Here is a 16772-nt window from a genome sequence, read left to right on the forward strand (position 1 = left end):
TCAAAAACAAAGCGCGAAAGATTTTGATCTTTCGCGCTTTGACCCAAAGTCAAAACAAGATGGATTTCTCTTAATTCCTGACTCTAATTTCTTGATTCTATCTTACCTAATACTCTAACGGTACAATCGGCTCTTTTTTACTGGTCGACATGATCATCATCGTCTGGAATGTTTTTACCACGGTGATGCGGCTTATTTTTTCCATGATCAGTTGCTCGTATGATTTAATGTCGCGAACATAAACCTTAAGTAAAAAATCGCACTGGCCGGTTACGTGATGACACTCGGTAACTTCTTTGATAGTTTTTATTTCATCCAAAAAGGTTTGGATGGTATTTTTTTGATGAAAATCAAGCGAAATCTGGATAAAGGTTTTTATGCCCAGGCCCAGTTTCTCCTCATCCACCAACGCATGATAACTTTTTATATAGGCCGCGTTTTCCAATTTACGCACACGCTCAAGCGTTGGTGCCGGTGAAAGCCCTATTTCGTTTGATAGTTGAAGGTTGGTTATTCTTCCGTTTTCCTGTAAAATCTTGAGTATCTGTAGGTCTATTTTATCTAATTCAGCAGCCATAGTACTTGCAAATATAATATTTTCCGCATTTCACGAAATTAAATTTCACTTAAAACGCGTAAAACAAAAATATATTTCCTAACACTTCATATTTTAGATAAGTCTAAATTTTTTATTAGATTTGTATAAATGAACACATTAGCCGAGGAGAACTATTTAAAGTGCATTTATCACCTGGCAATTGATGCCGGCGTAGTGAGCACCAATCAAATTGCAGCTTCCTTAAATACCAGGGCTTCTTCGGTTACAGATATGCTGAAAAAGCTGGCTGATAAGGCTTTAATTAACTACACGCGTTACCAGGGCGTAAGCCTTACAGATGCTGGCGAGAAGATTGCAATAGGCATTATCCGCAAGCATCGCCTTTGGGAATACTTTTTGGTTGAAAAACTTAATTTTAAATGGGATCAGGTGCATGAAATGGCCGAAGAAATGGAACACATTTCATCAGAGGAACTGATTGACAGGCTTGACGAATTTATGGGCCATCCCAAACATGACCCCCACGGCGACCCGATACCTGATTGTAACGGCAATTTTAAATCAGTGGAGTTAAAACCTGTCTCGGCTTTAGCAATTAACCAATGCGGCGTTATCTCGGGCGTACGCGATCACTCATCTCCTTTTTTGCAGTATCTCGAAAAACAGCAACTAACCATTGGCAAAAAAGTGACAATAACCGATATTATTGAATACGACCACTCCGTGGCCTTAAAAACCGAAACCGATAAAGAAATATACATCAGCCGCGAGGTTGCCAATAATTTACTGATATCCTTATGAATACAAACGAACATAACCCTTCATTAGGTAACGTACATAGCTCAGTTAACCCCGAAAATAAAACCGGTTGGCGCAGAATCATGGCCTTTTTGGGCCCGGCGTACCTGGTTAGCGTAGGTTATATGGACCCTGGTAACTGGGCCACAGATATTGCCGGCGGCAGTGCCTTCGGCTACAAGCTTATTTGGGTACTGTTTGCATCAAACCTTATTGCCCTGCTGCTGCAATCATTGGCTGCAAGGCTGGGTATTGTGCGCGGGCTCGATCTTGCACAGGCCTCTAAGCGTGCCTACCCGCGCTTTGCAAACTTTTGCCTGTATATGCTGGCCCAGATAGCCATTATCGCCTGTGACCTGGCCGAGATCATCGGTATGGCTATCGGTTTAAAATTATTATTTAACCTGCCGCTCATCTGGGGCGTGTCCCTCACCATAACCGATACCGTGCTGATGCTTTACCTCATGAACAAGGGTATGCGGAAACTCGAAGGCTTTATAATATCGATGATTTTCATCATCGGCATATCGTTTTTGGTAGAGATGTTTATAGTATCGCCCGATGTAGTAGATATAGCGAAAGGTTTTATCCCATCCAACCTGTTTAAAAACGATGCTATCAGCCGGCAAATGCTGTATATAGCTATTGGTATAATTGGGGCCACCGTAATGCCGCATAACCTTTACCTGCATTCATCGCTGGTACAAACCCGCAAGATAACCCGTACAGATGAAGGTATGAAATGGGCCATCCGGTTTAACCTGTTTGATACAGTAATTGCACTTAACCTTGCTTTTTTTGTAAATGCTGCTATACTCATCCTTGCTGCAACCGCGTTTTTCAAAAACGGTTATTTTCAGGTTGCCGAGATCCAGGATGCTTATAAACTCCTGGAACACATTTTTGGACGAATTGCCCCGGTGCTTTTCGCCATTGCGCTAATAGCGTCCGGCCAAAGCTCCACAATTACGGGTACCCTGGCCGGGCAAATCATCATGGAAGGTCACATTAACCTGCGTATTGAGCCATGGTTAAGGCGTTTACTTACCCGTGTGCTGGCCATTGTGCCCGCCGTGTTTACTATACTTTATTATGGCGAAGATGCATTAGGCAGCCTCATTATATTAAGTCAGGTGGTGCTAAGTCTTCAATTGGGCTTCGCGGTGATTCCGCTTATTCATTTTACATCTGATAAAAAAAGGATGGGAAATTTTGCCATCAGTCTTAAAGTAAAAATAGTGGCCTGGGCCAGCGCTATATTGATAGTAGGACTTAATGCTAAATTGGTATATGATCAAATTGGCGATTGGTTAAAGGAAAACAAGCAATCGGATATATACATCTATATTTTTGTGGTACCCATAGTACTTGGCATTTTTGTGTTACTTATATATGTTTTCCTGAGGCCGCTGCTTTATAAACATACTACCCAGGTTGCCTATGTTGTTCCGCATGGTATTGCAACCGCCATTAATGAGCTGGATGCCATCACGTATAAGCACTTAGCAATTACCATTGATTTTTCAAAGAATGATAGCGATTGCCTTCGCCATGCCATTATGCAGGGCGGCAAACACGCGCATTATACACTCATCCACGTTGTTGAAACCGCCGGCGCACGCTATTATGGTGGGCAAGTGATGGATAACGAAACCCAAAGCGACGTTGATAATTTAGATAAATACGTTGAAGTAATGAAAAAGCTTGGCTATAAAGCCAAAGCGGAAATTGGTTACGGCAACCCAGCCAGTGCCATTGCCGACATAGTGAATAAAGACGGGATAGATTTTATAGTGATGGGCTCGCACGGGCACAAAGCTATTAAGGACCTTATATTTGGCACAACCGTTAATTCGGTGCGGCACAAGGTGAATGTTCCTGTACTGATAGTGAAACCGCAATAGTCCAAAGTTAAAAAGCGGAGGTCATGCCGCCCCCTCCCTGGTGATTTAGCGGGGGCCAATTTTTTATGTAAGTTTGCAGCTTTAGCAGCAGAATATAATGGCCGAGGATAAAATATATATTAAGAACAAGAAAGCTTATTTTGAATACCACGTACTGGATAAATACGTTGCCGGTATTAAATTGCTGGGCACCGAAATTAAATCCATCCGTGAGGGTAAAGCAAATATCAATGATGCTTTTTGCACCTTCATTAATAACCAGCTTTTTGTGCGTAACCTGCACATAGCCGAATATTCTTACGGTTCGTTCTATAATCATGAAGCCAAACGCGACCGCGTGCTGCTGCTCAACAAAAAAGAACTCAAAAAACTATTAACCCGGGGCGAAGAAAAAGGATTGACCATCATCCCCCTTGCCCTATTCATCAGCGAACGCGGTTTTGCCAAGCTGGAAATAGGCCTTGCCCAGGGTAAAAAGACTTTTGACAAACGCGATACCATGAAAGAGCGTGATACCAAGATAGAGATGGACAGGGCGATGAAACGGTAGAGCCCCTCAATCTTCTAAAGAGAAAGCTTTTTTATTCACTCTGCATTTCTTAAATTTGATATTATCTCAATTATATGATCTACAGGGAAAAAGCTAAAATATATAAGCCTCAAACAGCAAAAGTAGTTCCCTGGGAAGGTATAGAAAAATTTTACGCTGATTTAGTTTCCAACGGTTTAAATTTCCAAGACATGCTTTTATTGATAAGATTTATCAGAAACAGCGGACTTGAGAAAAAACTATTTGGTTACACATCTGTACACAAACTTGTAATTACAATATACGACTCTCCGGAATGGAACAGGGAAGCCTTACATATTGAGTTTAATCATGATATCCAAAAATTCCATTTTGCATATCGTCCAGAACCATATGCTCCAGTAGAAATGGAGAGGCATTATCCTGCAGAAAATATCAGCACCAAATTTACCCGGTACATTGGGTGGTTAAGGTGGTAATTCAAAAACTCCATTCAGGGGGCTGGGGCCCCTCTACCAGGCCTTATCCCCTACCAAAGGCACAAACCTAAACGTGTCCAGCACTATCTTTTCGTAATCGTGCTCGCCAACTTTAAGAATGGTAACCATTTTCTGGGTGTCTTCATCGCCTACCGGTATAACTAATATACCGCCAATATTCAATTGTTTTAATAACACATCCGGTACTGTGGGGGCGCCGGCAGTCACAATAATTTTATCATATGGTGCATGTTGCGCTATACCTATGGAGCCATCACCACAAAAAAAGTGGGGCTTATAACCCATCTTTTCGGGTAGCACATATTTAGTTCTTTCGTACAGCTTCTCTTGTCGTTCGATGGTGTATACGGTAGCACCCATTTCTAATAAAACACAAGTTTGATAGCCCGATCCTGTACCAATCTCCAGCACCTTATCGCCCTTGCGGATATGCAATAGCTCGGTTTGGTAAGCAACAGTGTAGGGCTGTGAAATGGTTTGACCCTCACCTATCGGGAAGGCAATATCCTGGTATGCCTTGTTCCAGAAAGTTTCAGCAAAAAAGTAATGGCGCGGTATTTTCCCTATTGCCCTCAGCACTTCTTCATCCCGGATACCTTTTTTTTCCAGAATATCCACCAATCGCTTACGGGCACCTTTTTCGCGATAATTATCAATATATTTCTGAGCCATTACACAGTAAAGTTAGCAGGATTTTGGGGATTTTGGGAGAGCTTTCTTACCTTGAACGGATAATCCATTAACTGTTAGCAAGAAAAAAACTTTAAGCTGTTATAATCCGTCGGTTAACAAAAAAACCGTCATCGCGGGTGATAAAATTCCAGGAAACCCTGAAAAGGAAATGTAATTTTAAAAAGTTTGTCATCGTGAGTTTTAAAATCCGCGGCCTCTGAACATGGAAATGACAAAGCGATTTAAATCTAATGTCGTGCTGAACTTGTTTCAGCATCCCACTTGCTAAGTATATTACATGTGGGCTACCTGTCCTGTGGGGTCCTGAAACAAGTTCAGGATGACTTCATTTTTATAACTTGTCATAGGTAGAAACGAAGGATCTATTCGCAGACTTTACAGGGCGAAGAAGCATGGCGAATAATAGATCCTTCGTTCCTCAGGACGACAGACCTTTAAAAGGATTCAGAGAGCAATATCAATAAGGATCCACATCAGGCTGTACAATACTGCCCTTGCTCAGTTTGGTAGTTTGAAATTGTACAATCACATCTTTTAAAATAGCTTTAGCTTTTACAATGGAGATGCCATCCTTTTCAAACTTAAGCATGATAGATTTGATGTAGAAGTTACGGATCCTGCTGATCAGGGGTGCTTCCGGGCCAACCACCCGGTCGCCAAAATGTTTGCGCAGTTCATTGGCCAGGTATACAGCCTGGTTATACAACACTTCGGGATTTTTATGCTTAATATCCAGGTTGATGATGCGGTAAAATGGTGGATATTTGAAGCTTTTACGCTCGGCCATTTCGGTAAAATACAAATCGCTGTAATCGTTTGCTATTACCTGTTTTATCACCCGGTGAAAGGGATCATAGGTTTGGATAACCACTTTCCCCTGCTTACCCCGCCTGCCAGCCCTGCCACTCACCTGCGCCAGCATCTGGAAGCTACGTTCGTTGGCCCTGTAATCAGGAAATTTAAGCAGGCTATCAGCATTAATGATACCGATTAGGGTAACATCGCTGAAATCCAGGCCCTTGGCAACCATTTGTGTGCCTACCAATATATCTATCTTTTTCTCTTCCAGATTATTCAATATAGTTTGCAGCGAATTACGTGACCGTGTAGTATCCAGGTCCATGCGGGCAATGCGGGCCTCTGGTAATAAAAGGCTTAGCTCATCTTCTATTTTTTCGGTACCAAAGCCTTTGTACTCCAAATGGGTTGAACCACAGGCCGGGCAAATGGAAGGCGAATCTTCTTTATAACCACAATAATGGCAATGCAGTTTACCGCTGCTTTTATGATAGGTAAGGCTTACATCGCAATTGATGCATTTAGGCGTGAAAGCGCAAATTTTACACATCAGTACCGGGGCATAACCACGGCGGTTTTGGAAAAGGATCACCTGCTCTTTGTTGGCCAGTGCCTCGTTTATACCAGCCATCAATACACTGGTAAAATGCGATTGTATGGTTTTTTGCTTGGTTTCTGTAGCTATGCTCACTACCTCAACATTGGGCAGCTCTACTCCGCCAAAACGTTCAGTTAGTTCGGCAAAACCATATTTGTGAATCCTGGCATTATGATAACTCTCAAATGATGGCGTGGCCGAACCTAATAATACCTTACCCTGGTGTGTATTGGCCAAAAAGATGGCCGCATCGCGGGCGTTGTAGCGTGGCGCAGGATCAAATTGTTTGTAGGAGGTTTCATGCTCTTCATCTACGATGATCAACCCCAGATCATTAAACGGCAGGAACAATGATGACCGGGCGCCCAGTATCACCTTGTAATCGTTATTCAAAACCTTTTGCCAAACCTCCACCCTTTCGTTATCATTAAAACGGGAATGATAAACACCAATATCGGCACCGAAATAAATCCGCAGCCTTTCTATAATATGGGTGGTTAACGCAATCTCTGGCAGCAGGTAAAGCACCTGCCTGTCGTCACGCATCATTTCTTCAATAAGCCTGATATAGATCTGCGTTTTCCCGGATGAGGTTACGCCATGCAGCAGCGTTACATCCTTCTCCTTAAACTGGGTACGGATACTTTCCAGTATTTGGGTTTGTTGTTCGCTTAAATCAAAATTGGTAATGGCATCCGGGTCCTCCTCAAAATGCAGGCGACTAACATTTTTTTCTTCTGCCAACAGAATATCTTTTTCAAGCAGCGCTTTAATGCTTGATTCCCCTGCACCGCTTTCCTCAATCAGTTCGTTTTTGGTAATTGCCTTTTGATGCCGTGATAGCTTGATATAGGCCAGCAAAGCATCAGCCTGTTTGGGCGCACGTTTTTCCAGTATCGGGAAAAGCTCGCGCAGGTTTTCGGGATTATTATAAACCGGGTTAAGGGTAATAAATGTGCGCTTACGTGGTTTGTAACGCTCGCTCACTTCCTCGCTGATGTGAATGAGGTTTCTCTCAAACATCACCTTTAAAATAGGCATCACTATTTTTTGGCCAAGCAGCTTGGCTATATCACTTATAGTAAGTTCGGGCTGAATATCCAGCGCCTCTACAATCAAAAATTCCTTATCATGTAGGGCCGACCGATCTATATCAAATTCCTTATTAAGTTGTATGCGGGTTTCGCTGGCCAGTTTAAGGGCTGCGGGTAGCGCGGCATTCATCACCTCGCCAATGTTGCACATATAATAATCTGCAACCCATTGCCAAAAGTACAACTGATGCGGTGTAACCACCGGGCGATCATCCAGCACCTCAATAATATATTTGGCCTCATATTTTTCCGGGGCCAGGGATGTGATCTCTTTTATAATTGCCGTGTACAATTTGCTTTTACCAAACTGTACCACCACCCTTTTGCCTACAGCCACAACATCGTTTTGCTCAAAGGGTACGCGGTAAGTATAGTTTTTTGAGATAGCCAACGGTAAAATCACTTCAACAAAAAGCGTTTTACGATCGGTGTACTCAAATTCGGCAAACTCTAACATGGTGTATTTTTAAAAGAATTAAGAATTAAGAGTCAGGAATCAAGATTAAAAACTTATGATATTGTCAATTAAATCCAAACTCTCCGGTTTTGATTCTGGGCTCTTCACTCTAATTTAAAACTCCTATTTATATCTAAAAGCGGCAATGGCCAGCATCAGCCAGCCTAAAATGAATAGCAGGCCACCCAGCGGAGTTATCGGCCCCATGTAGATTAGCCAATCCCAGCCAATAAGTTTTCGGCAGCTTAGCAGGTATAATGATCCCGAAAAAAATATGATGCCAAAGGTGAACAGGTAATAAGAGGCTGAAATCAACTTACTTTTTGTAGTATCCTTAAAGGTTGAAAGGAACAGTAAAGCAAATACGTGATAAAAGTTATACTGTACAGCTGTATGCCATACTTCAAGCTGACTGGCAGATAAAACCGCTTTTAACCCATGCGCGCCAAATGCACCGGTTATAACAGCCAACATACCTAAAACCGAAGCGGTGATGATTATTTGTTTGTTCATGCAGATATAAAAAGCTAAGTTAACCAATTGAAAGTATTACTTTAATGGCGCAGGGTAAAATTCTATCTTTGTAAAGCAAACCGCAATGAAACGACTGATAGTTACCACCTTAATTTTACTTGTTGCCACTGTATTCATTACGGTTGTTTATTTTAAAAATTTAAGTCCGCCGGGCGTACGCAACAATCAGGTGATGCAAACCATCCCCGATAACGCTGTTGCTATATTTGAGTTTAATAACGAGAAAGGGTTTTACGATATTTTTAACGGCAATCAACTGTTAAGCGGTGTTATTGGTAAGAGTAAATTAAGTGATCTTGATACCCTGCGAAAGCTATTACTATCATCTCCGTTCTCTGATGGATTCTTTTCCGGGCAAAACGTTTTTGTGTCCGTCCACCCCACTAATACAGATGACGTTGACCTGTTGGTGACTACTACTGCGGCTACAGGTTTTGAACCAGATGCCTTTGCCAAAATAAGTAAGCGGCCTAAAAATGGCCTTACTTTAATTACCCGACATAACGCCATCGGTTTGGAGTATGATATATTGATAAAAGCTATCAACAAACACTTTTACATCATTAAAAAAGAGGATAATATTTTTGTAGGCAGTTTTTCAAGATCGCTGATCAATCAAAGTATATTGTACCGTAACGATAAAGGGAAAAACATTTTTGTTCCACTTCCAGATCAGCAAAACTCCAACTCCCTGGCAAATCTATATATCAATTACAGGCAATTGTCGCCCGTGTTCGATCAGTTTTTCACCAATAAGAATACAGATATTTTTAAAAGTTTCCGGCTGTTGCCTGCCGTTGCGGCGCTTAGCTTAAACTACAAAAACGATGCGCTGATGTTTAACGGCACTACCAGCTTCAATAGCCATACATTTAGCTATTTAAACCTTTTTGCCAACCAACAACCGGTTATTAATCAATTGAAAGATATATTTCCTGCAACAACAGCTTACAGTATCAATTTCGCGGTATCTGATCCACAAAAATTTGCTGCAGATCTTTCCCAATGGCATAACAAAGCTGGGGTGAGCAAAGAAAAGGACCTGCTATTTGGTAAAATAAGGCAGGAAACCGGCATGTTTTTAAAACCCGAGTTTGAACATTTATTAAGCAACGAATTTGCTATAGTAACCACCCGTTACCAGGAAAAATATGCCATAGTATCTGTTAAAGATGGATCAAAACTATTGCCGTTAATGATGAACATAAGCACCATGATAAATGATAATATGGGGCAGTTTAATTATGAAAAATTACCGTTTTTTTTATTGGGCGATGCTTTCAGCATTTTCAGGAAACCCTACTTTATGATCATTGATAACAACCTGGTACTGGCTGCCACTCCATCAGAACTGGTAAGTTATACTGATACTTACATCAATCGTAAATTCATCAGCAAAACAGCACGGTATAATGAGTTTAACAATTTGCTGGCCGAAAGAAGCAATGTGGCATTCTTTATGAACTTTAAAAATGCCCAGCCTATACTGAAGCGTGATCTTAAAACCTCCGTTTATGATGCCTTTGAAAACAATCAGCCCGGCTGGAAGAACTTTTATGGAGCTGCCTATCAATTCACATCGTCGGACAGAAACTTCTATACTAATTTTTGTATGCAGTTAAACAGTGTGGATACAACAAGGGTAAATAAGTAAATAATTTGTACCATTACACAACTACATTGCACTTAAATACGTTAAAACTGCTGATTAATTTATTCTTTTTTATTGATAATCAATTTTACATTTTATCTTTAAAAAATCAAAGAGGCTAAGGCCAGGCGAAATATTATATATGAATAAAATTTACATCGTTTTTTGCTTATTGATCCTTTCCTTCTCGGTTTCTGCCCAGCAATTTTCACAGTACAACACGGGTACGCTTTATGATTCGTTTGAAAACCCTTCGGTAAGGTCATTCATCCCTGATTCAAGCAAGCAATACGCATTCAATTTTTTTATACCAAACTTTAATGCCAACGCATACCTCACCGGCGATATCCAACAGAGTGTTAAAAGCAGGCTATTTTCCACTATACCCTCATACTATTCTGATAAGGTAACGATAGGCAAAGGGAAGATAAATCATTTCAATGCCAACGTAAATGCCTATGCTATTATGCTTAAATCATTTACCAGCCTTAACGGCGACGTTGAAATGGGATTTTCGTACCAGACAAAATTAGAATCGCGCGGAACGCTCACCGATGAAACCGCAGCCCTGCTTGATGGTGGTACAAAATTCGCAGATGGCGCTATCTATCAGAATATTTTCAATAATCATCTTTTGATGCAATCCTACAACCAGATAGGCTTTTCATACCGCGAGCGCATCAATAAACAGTTTGCGTTTGGTTTTAAGCTGAGTGCATTATTGGGTATAAAGTATTCAAAATTTGATATAGAGGGCTCGCAGGCTCAATTTAATCAACTTACCAGTGAGGCACTGATTACCATGCGAGGCCGTTATTATTCAAGTTATATACCGGGGGCAGCATCTGCCCGTGATTACTTACCAACGTTTCGTAGCCCTGGTGCATCCATAACATTAGGCACATCATACATCACAGATGATAAAATAACCATACAGGCTAATATTAAAGACCTTGGTTTTATTCATTGGAGCAGCCGATCAACAATATCTGATTTTAATAATACCGACCTTTATACAGGCCTTGCATCAACTGATCGTGAGGACAATATTTATGATCACAGCCTCAATATATTCAAAAGCAACGGAGCTATAGGGTCATTTACTACAAAAACAAATGCTAAAGCTGAGTTAAGCGCGGCAAAAACATACTGGATAGATTACGATAACAACTTTAAATACACACCGACACTTGTGGGTTCAAAGGAAGTATGGTTTACCGGCTTTACAGCGGCTCTTGTTAATCATGTGCAATATCACAACTATACAGGCAGTATTATTGCCAGTTATGACGATTTGAAGCTATTTAATGTCGGCGCGCAATTTATGTACAAAACCCCCAACATTGAATTTTACATAGGCTCGGAAAGATTATTGAATACCGGACGACTTACAATGGCCGCGTTAGGCAACCAAACACAAATAGACCATTACGGCCCCTATTCAGGAATGGATATATATTTAGGATTTTCGATGAAATTTGGGTCGGTAATTGAGCATCCCATGAACGCCAGCTATATCCCCATGGGCGAAAAAGGCTTTTTTGGAAGATTATGGGGTCGAATATTTAAAACTGATAAGTAATTATTTTAGGAGAGTCGAGAATCAAGAGTTAAGAATCAAGACAAAGAATGCATGATGGCTAACTTTTGTTTTAACCACCTTTTCTGCGATACCCTAATTATTCACCAGACTTTTTCTTGACTCTTAACTCTTGATTCTTAACTCTTGACTCTTCCTTCTATTACAAAGCTTTCTTGCCGGCAATAAAATTTTTCAGATAATAAGGTTCAAAGTAAGCCACATCTTCAAAATCACTATTCTTGAATTTTTCGGCGGCCCTTTGGGTAAGGTAAGTAGCCGAATTTTCAAAACTATTTATGAACAGCGCATTGGGATTGGAGCCCAAAGCAACCTGGCATTTATCGGCGCCATCGCCAAAAAACAAAACCTGATGATCTTTCAGCAGTTCGCTAAAGCTATTTTCATCAATAATATCTGCAGCCGTTGCTCTTAGTTTTTCGCCATCGGTATTAAACACAGCGCAATAAACTTCCATGCGGCGCGCATCTATCATGGGGCATAAAAGCGTGCCTTTGCTAATTACAATATTGGGATCATTGATAATGCCATAAGCCATAGCCTCAAGCGTTTCAATTGCTATAAGGGGCTTATCTAATGCAAAACACAACCCTTTAGCCGTTGATATACCTATGCGCAAGCCAGTATACGAGCCAGGGCCGCAACTTACCGCAATGGCATCCAAGTCGTTATAGGTAAAACCGGCATTGGTTACAAGTTCTTCAGTAAATAAAGTGATTACTTCGGCGTGTTTGTTGCGCTCATTTACCTGCTTAAAAGCCAAAACTTTGCCATCAGCCGCCAAAGCAACTGAGCAGGATGTAGTTGCAGTTTCAATTTGTAAAATGAGGCTCATATTAATTTTATGGTACAGGGTCATGGCCATGCCCACCCCAGGGGTTGCAGCTGGCAATCCTTTTTATGGTTAACCACCCACCTTTAAAGGCACCGTATTTTTTTATGGCTTCTACACCATACTGGGAGCACGTGGGCGTATACCTGCATGATGCACCCGTTAAGGGCGAGATAAAATATTGATATATTTTTATAAGCAATATAAAAATACCACCAATAAGTGCTTTAATCAACCTTACCAGCCCCATCATACAACAGTATCATTGGTTGCCACTAATTGTTGCGCAAGCTGGGTTAGCAGCTTCAGCATCTTTTTCTCCATCAAACTATAAGGAGCAATCTCCTTACCAATATACCCTATCGATAGCACAATTGTTTTATCGGCAGCTTGCAGCAAATGGTAAAGACTTTGTTGCTTGTGCAACCTGTACGCTTCACGCATACAGCGCTTTATTAAATTACGATCAACCGCGCGCTTATAGCGCCGTTTGGGTACCGCAAATAATACCTGTACAGGATACTGCTGTGGCTCGACATTATACAACCAGGACACCTTAAAAGGATAACACAAAAAAGAAGAGCCGCTATGAAAAAGCTTATCAATAAGCCTTTTATTACATAACCGTTCTTCTTTTTTAAAAGTATACATAGTTGCCTTATTGGAACCGGAGTTTAAGCAGGTAATCGGTATCCATTGGTTTACCTACTGGCAAACCATCGCAACCGGTTTATGCTTTGTGACTACCCTCGTCAGAAACTGATAATCTTTTTCTGCCTTTAGCTCTTCTGGCTGCTAATATTCTCCTACCGTTAGCAGTTGACATGCGTTCACGGAATCCGTGTTTATTTCTTCTTTTTCTTTGAGAAGGCTGAAACGTTCTTTTCATGGCTATTTTATTCTATTCGTCGTTTTAAAAACAAGAGCGCAAATGTAGTAATATTTTGAAACTTTTCAAACACTATTTTTCTTATTTGTCATTCTGTTTTTGTTGGTGTAAATTAAACGTTTTAAAACCATAATATGAAATCAGCCGGCATCCTTTTACTTATCTGCCTACCTTTTATAACCACGGGGCAGGAAATAGCCGCTTCCCACTATAAAATATATAACACATCAACTCAAAAACAGGCAACAATTAGTGATATTATTAACAGTATGAACAAAGCTGATGTATTATTTTTTGGCGAAGAACACAATGACTCCACAGGGCATATATTGGAATTTGAGCTATTTAAAGAGCTAGAACAACAATATCCACATAAAACGGCCTTATCTATGGAAATGTTTAGCACCGATTGCCAACTGGTGTTAAATGAATACCTGGCAGGCCTCATCCGCGAGAAAAACTTAATCAGCGATGCCCGCACCTGGCCTAATTATAAAGATTACAGACCGCTTGTTGAACTTGCCAAACAAAGCGAGGCTCCCGTTATAGCAGCTAACGCACCCTCCCGGTATACCAATATGGTTACACGCGGCGGTTTAAGCAGCTTACAGGAATTGGATGCCCAGGCCAAAACCTACCTTGCCCCGCTACCTATTGATACAGCTACAGGTTTATATTATGATAAATTTGTAAAAGTTATGGGTGGGCACAGCGCCATGGCGGGTATGCAAATTTATCAATCGCAAAACCTTTGGGATGCTACCATGGGCTGGTCAATTGCCAAATTTTATAAAAACCATTCAGGTTTTAAAATACTGCAGCTTAATGGTGGTTTCCACAGCGAAGAAAAACTGGGCACTGTGGCCCAGCTAAAAAAATATGCACCCAATGCAAGGTCAATCACCGTAGCAGCCTATGCCGATGACAATTTTAACAACCCCGATTGGAGCAAATTTAAACAACTGGCAGATTACATTATTTTAACCGATCCGAAGCTGCCACGGAGCTTTTAGATTGGGGTTCGGTGCGGGTATCGGGGTTCGAGGTTCGAGGAGCGGGATGCGAGGTTCAGGGGATTGATATTTAAAATATTTTTATTTCATCTGCCGCCCCTCGCAACACGCAACACGAACCTCGCAACACGAACCCCGCCACCCGCAACAGATTATTTTTTTACTGCTAACAGATCACGGATCTCGGTAAGTAAAACTTCTTCTTTTGTTGGTGCAGCTGGTTCTGCCGGGGCAGCTTCTTCTTGTTTTTTAAGGGAATTTATTCCTTTAACAATAAGAAATATACAGAAAGCCACAATTACAAAATCGATTACATTGTTGATAAACAAACCGTAGTTGATAGCGGTTTCCGGGACTTTATCCACTGCTGGTTTAAGTACATACTTAAGGTTTTTAAAATCGATGCCGCCGGTCATCATGCCAATGGGAGGCATAATAATATCAGTTACCAATGACGTCACAATTTTACCAAAGGCCGCACCGATAATAACACCCACTGCGAGGTCAACAACGTTGCCGCGCATAGCGAATTCCTTAAATTCTTTTACGATAGCCATAAGATTTATATTTAGTTTATCTAAGGTAATAAATAAATTTTTATCGTATTCAAACAAATTATTTCATTCGGTATTTAACTTCATTGTCCCAATTACTATAAGTTATTTTAAAGTTAATGGTAATTGATGTATTTTTGAACACTTAGTTAACTATGCTTAAACAGAATCTTCAACAAAAACTTTTACAAAAGCTTTCGCCGCAGCAAATACAATTTATAAAATTGCTGCAGGTGCCTACCGTTTCCCTTGATACCCGTATTAAAGAGGAGCTGGAAGAGAACCCGGCACTCGAAGATCTTAGTTTAACTAATTTGAATGACCCTGTTGAAGAATACCCCGACCGCGACCCCGACGAAGACACTTTTAACGGTGACGAAGAAAAGGGAGAGATGGATGAATTTAACATTGACGATTACCTGCAGGATGATAGCGTGAACGATTACGGTTCCCGTTATGATCAAAATGGTGATGATGAAGATGAGCGTAAAGAGATCCCTATCGCGGTTCAAAGCTCTTTTTTTGAAAGCCTGCAGCTACAGCTGGATTTACTCCCTTTAAGTGATAAAGATTTCAGGATAGGTAAACAGATCATCGGCAGTTTAGATGATGATGGCTATCTGCGCAGACCCATTATGTCGCTTACTGATGACCTGGCCTTCTCACAAAATGTAATGGCCGAGGACGAAGAAGTTGAAGACATGCTGAGGGTGATACAGGGTTTTGACCCAGCCGGTGTAGGTGCACGCAGCCTGCAGGAGTGCCTGCTGATCCAACTCCGTAAAAAGGACCCCAATGACCCTATCATAAAAAAAGCGATTATTGTTGTTGAACAATACCTTGATGAATTTACCCGCAAACATTATGACAAGCTGGAGAAATCATTAAACATGGACTCTGACGAGTTACGCGGTGTTATCAATGAAATTTTAAAGCTGAATCCCAAACCAGGAGATTCGAATGAAGTTAACACCAAGCAAATGCAGGTTATACCTGATTTTCATATCATCAACAATGATAGTGTGTTAATTCTTACACTAAACTCCAAAAACGCTCCTGAATTACGCGTAAGCAGATCATACCAGGAGATGTTTCAGCATTATGATAAGGCTGCTCAAAAGGATAAAAAATTAAAAGAGGCAGTACAGTTTGTAAAGCAAAAACTCGATTCGGCAAAGTGGTTTATTGATGCCATTAAACAACGACAGCAAACGTTGCTTAAAACCATGAATGCCATTATGCAGTACCAGTACGAGTTTTTCCTTACCGGCGACGATAAAAATTTAAAACCCATGATCCTGAAGGATATTGCCGACAGGATAAATATGGATATATCTACCGTATCGCGGGTGGCCAACTCAAAATATGTGCAAACCGAATTTGGCACCTTCCTGCTAAAGTCCTTCTTTTCTGAAGCGATTCAAACAGAAAGCGGCGAAGAGGTTTCAAACAAAGAAGTTAAAAAGATACTGGAAGAACACATCGGTAATGAAGACAAACATCATCCGCTGGCCGATGAAAAACTTACCGACATACTCAAGGATGCCGGCTATAACATAGCCCGCCGTACCGTAGCCAAATACCGCGAACAAATGAACATCCCGGTTGCCCGATTAAGAAGAGAGCTGTAGGCAGTTTGCAGTTGCCGATGGGCAGTTAGCAGTGGGCAGATAGTAAAATACTTAAATAAAAATAGCGATGAGTTTGAGACTCGTCGCTATTTTTATTTAAGATATTTCCAGAATTATTTGCGAACTTGATTGTCCTTT

General features: G+C 41.0%; 17 protein-coding genes. 8 read left to right on the plus strand and 9 right to left on the minus strand.

Annotated elements, in window-relative coordinates; genetic code table 11:
* Positions 1–106: 106 nt before the first annotated feature.
* Positions 107–577, minus strand: coding sequence for an Lrp/AsnC family transcriptional regulator (locus Q0R88_RS19560; protein ID WP_295719405.1), 471 nt, complete (start codon positions 575–577; stop codon positions 107–109).
* 129 nt (positions 578–706) lie between these two features.
* On the opposite strand from Q0R88_RS19560, the gene Q0R88_RS19565 reads away from it, so the two are divergent.
* From Q0R88_RS19565 to Q0R88_RS19580, 4 genes are all read left to right on the plus strand, one after another.
* Entirely contained in the window at positions 707–1360 is a 654-nt protein-coding gene (locus tag Q0R88_RS19565; RefSeq protein WP_295719407.1) for a metal-dependent transcriptional regulator, read from the plus strand.
* Complete coding sequence (locus tag Q0R88_RS19570; RefSeq protein WP_295719409.1) at positions 1357–3261, plus strand: Nramp family divalent metal transporter; 1905 nt, start codon at positions 1357–1359, stop codon at positions 3259–3261. The genes Q0R88_RS19565 and Q0R88_RS19570 overlap by 4 nt, the downstream gene beginning before the upstream one ends.
* 97 nt (positions 3262–3358) lie before the next feature.
* The gene (smpB, locus tag Q0R88_RS19575) at positions 3359–3811 is read left to right on the plus strand and encodes an SsrA-binding protein SmpB (RefSeq protein WP_295719411.1); all 453 of its coding nucleotides are present in this window, start codon (positions 3359–3361) and stop codon (positions 3809–3811) included.
* A 74-nt stretch (positions 3812–3885) separates the two neighbouring features.
* Complete coding sequence (locus Q0R88_RS19580) at positions 3886–4269, plus strand: hypothetical protein (protein ID WP_295719413.1); 384 nt, start codon at positions 3886–3888, stop codon at positions 4267–4269.
* A 33-nt stretch (positions 4270–4302) separates the two neighbouring features.
* Here Q0R88_RS19580 and Q0R88_RS19585 read toward each other — a convergent pair whose 3' ends face one another.
* From Q0R88_RS19585 to Q0R88_RS19595, 3 genes are all read right to left on the minus strand, one after another.
* Positions 4303–4962 (minus strand): protein-L-isoaspartate(D-aspartate) O-methyltransferase, encoded by a 660-nt coding sequence (locus tag Q0R88_RS19585; protein WP_295719415.1) that lies wholly within the window; start codon positions 4960–4962, stop codon positions 4303–4305.
* A gap of 478 nt (positions 4963–5440) precedes the next feature.
* Positions 5441–7930 carry a primosomal protein N' gene (priA, locus tag Q0R88_RS19590; protein ID WP_295719417.1) on the minus strand — a complete coding sequence of 830 codons (2490 nt, stop codon included), beginning with the start codon at positions 7928–7930 and terminating at the stop codon, positions 5441–5443.
* Positions 7931–8053: 123 nt separating this feature from the next.
* Positions 8054–8443, minus strand: a complete 390-nt coding sequence (locus Q0R88_RS19595) for a DUF423 domain-containing protein (protein WP_295719419.1) — start codon at positions 8441–8443, stop codon at positions 8054–8056.
* An 85-nt stretch (positions 8444–8528) separates the two neighbouring features.
* On the opposite strand from Q0R88_RS19595, the gene Q0R88_RS19600 reads away from it, so the two are divergent.
* Both Q0R88_RS19600 and Q0R88_RS19605 read left to right on the plus strand, forming a co-directional pair.
* Positions 8529–10118, plus strand: a complete 1590-nt coding sequence (locus tag Q0R88_RS19600) for a hypothetical protein (protein ID WP_295719421.1) — start codon at positions 8529–8531, stop codon at positions 10116–10118.
* 139 nt (positions 10119–10257) lie between these two features.
* Positions 10258–11697, plus strand: a complete 1440-nt coding sequence (locus Q0R88_RS19605) for a DUF5723 family protein (RefSeq protein WP_295719423.1) — start codon at positions 10258–10260, stop codon at positions 11695–11697.
* A 160-nt stretch (positions 11698–11857) separates the two neighbouring features.
* On the opposite strand, the gene tsaB is transcribed toward Q0R88_RS19605, so the two are convergent.
* From tsaB to rpmH, 4 genes are all read right to left on the minus strand, one after another.
* Positions 11858–12550 (minus strand): tRNA (adenosine(37)-N6)-threonylcarbamoyltransferase complex dimerization subunit type 1 TsaB, encoded by a 693-nt coding sequence (tsaB, locus tag Q0R88_RS19610; RefSeq protein ID WP_295719425.1) that lies wholly within the window; start codon positions 12548–12550, stop codon positions 11858–11860.
* Between the two features lie 7 nt (positions 12551–12557).
* Complete coding sequence (gene yidD / locus Q0R88_RS19615; RefSeq protein WP_295719819.1) at positions 12558–12797, minus strand: membrane protein insertion efficiency factor YidD; 240 nt, start codon at positions 12795–12797, stop codon at positions 12558–12560.
* Positions 12797–13198 (minus strand): ribonuclease P protein component, encoded by a 402-nt coding sequence (gene rnpA, locus Q0R88_RS19620; RefSeq protein ID WP_295719426.1) that lies wholly within the window; start codon positions 13196–13198, stop codon positions 12797–12799. The genes yidD and rnpA overlap by 1 nt, the downstream gene beginning before the upstream one ends.
* 79 nt (positions 13199–13277) lie before the next feature.
* Complete coding sequence (gene rpmH / locus Q0R88_RS19625) at positions 13278–13436, minus strand: 50S ribosomal protein L34 (RefSeq protein WP_184542896.1); 159 nt, start codon at positions 13434–13436, stop codon at positions 13278–13280.
* Positions 13437–13570: 134 nt separating this feature from the next.
* On the opposite strand from rpmH, the gene Q0R88_RS19630 reads away from it, so the two are divergent.
* Complete coding sequence (locus tag Q0R88_RS19630; protein WP_295719430.1) at positions 13571–14449, plus strand: ChaN family lipoprotein; 879 nt, start codon at positions 13571–13573, stop codon at positions 14447–14449.
* 152 nt (positions 14450–14601) lie between these two features.
* On the opposite strand, the gene mscL is transcribed toward Q0R88_RS19630, so the two are convergent.
* Entirely contained in the window at positions 14602–15006 is a 405-nt protein-coding gene (gene mscL / locus Q0R88_RS19635; protein WP_295719432.1) for a large-conductance mechanosensitive channel protein MscL, read from the minus strand.
* A gap of 152 nt (positions 15007–15158) precedes the next feature.
* Between mscL and rpoN the strand changes: the two genes are divergently transcribed.
* Entirely contained in the window at positions 15159–16634 is a 1476-nt protein-coding gene (gene rpoN / locus Q0R88_RS19640) for an RNA polymerase factor sigma-54 (RefSeq protein ID WP_295719434.1), read from the plus strand.
* Positions 16635–16772: the final 138 nt, after the last annotated feature.

This window comes from Mucilaginibacter sp., from assembly GCF_025362475.1.
GTDB lineage: Bacteria > Bacteroidota > Bacteroidia > Sphingobacteriales > Sphingobacteriaceae > Mucilaginibacter.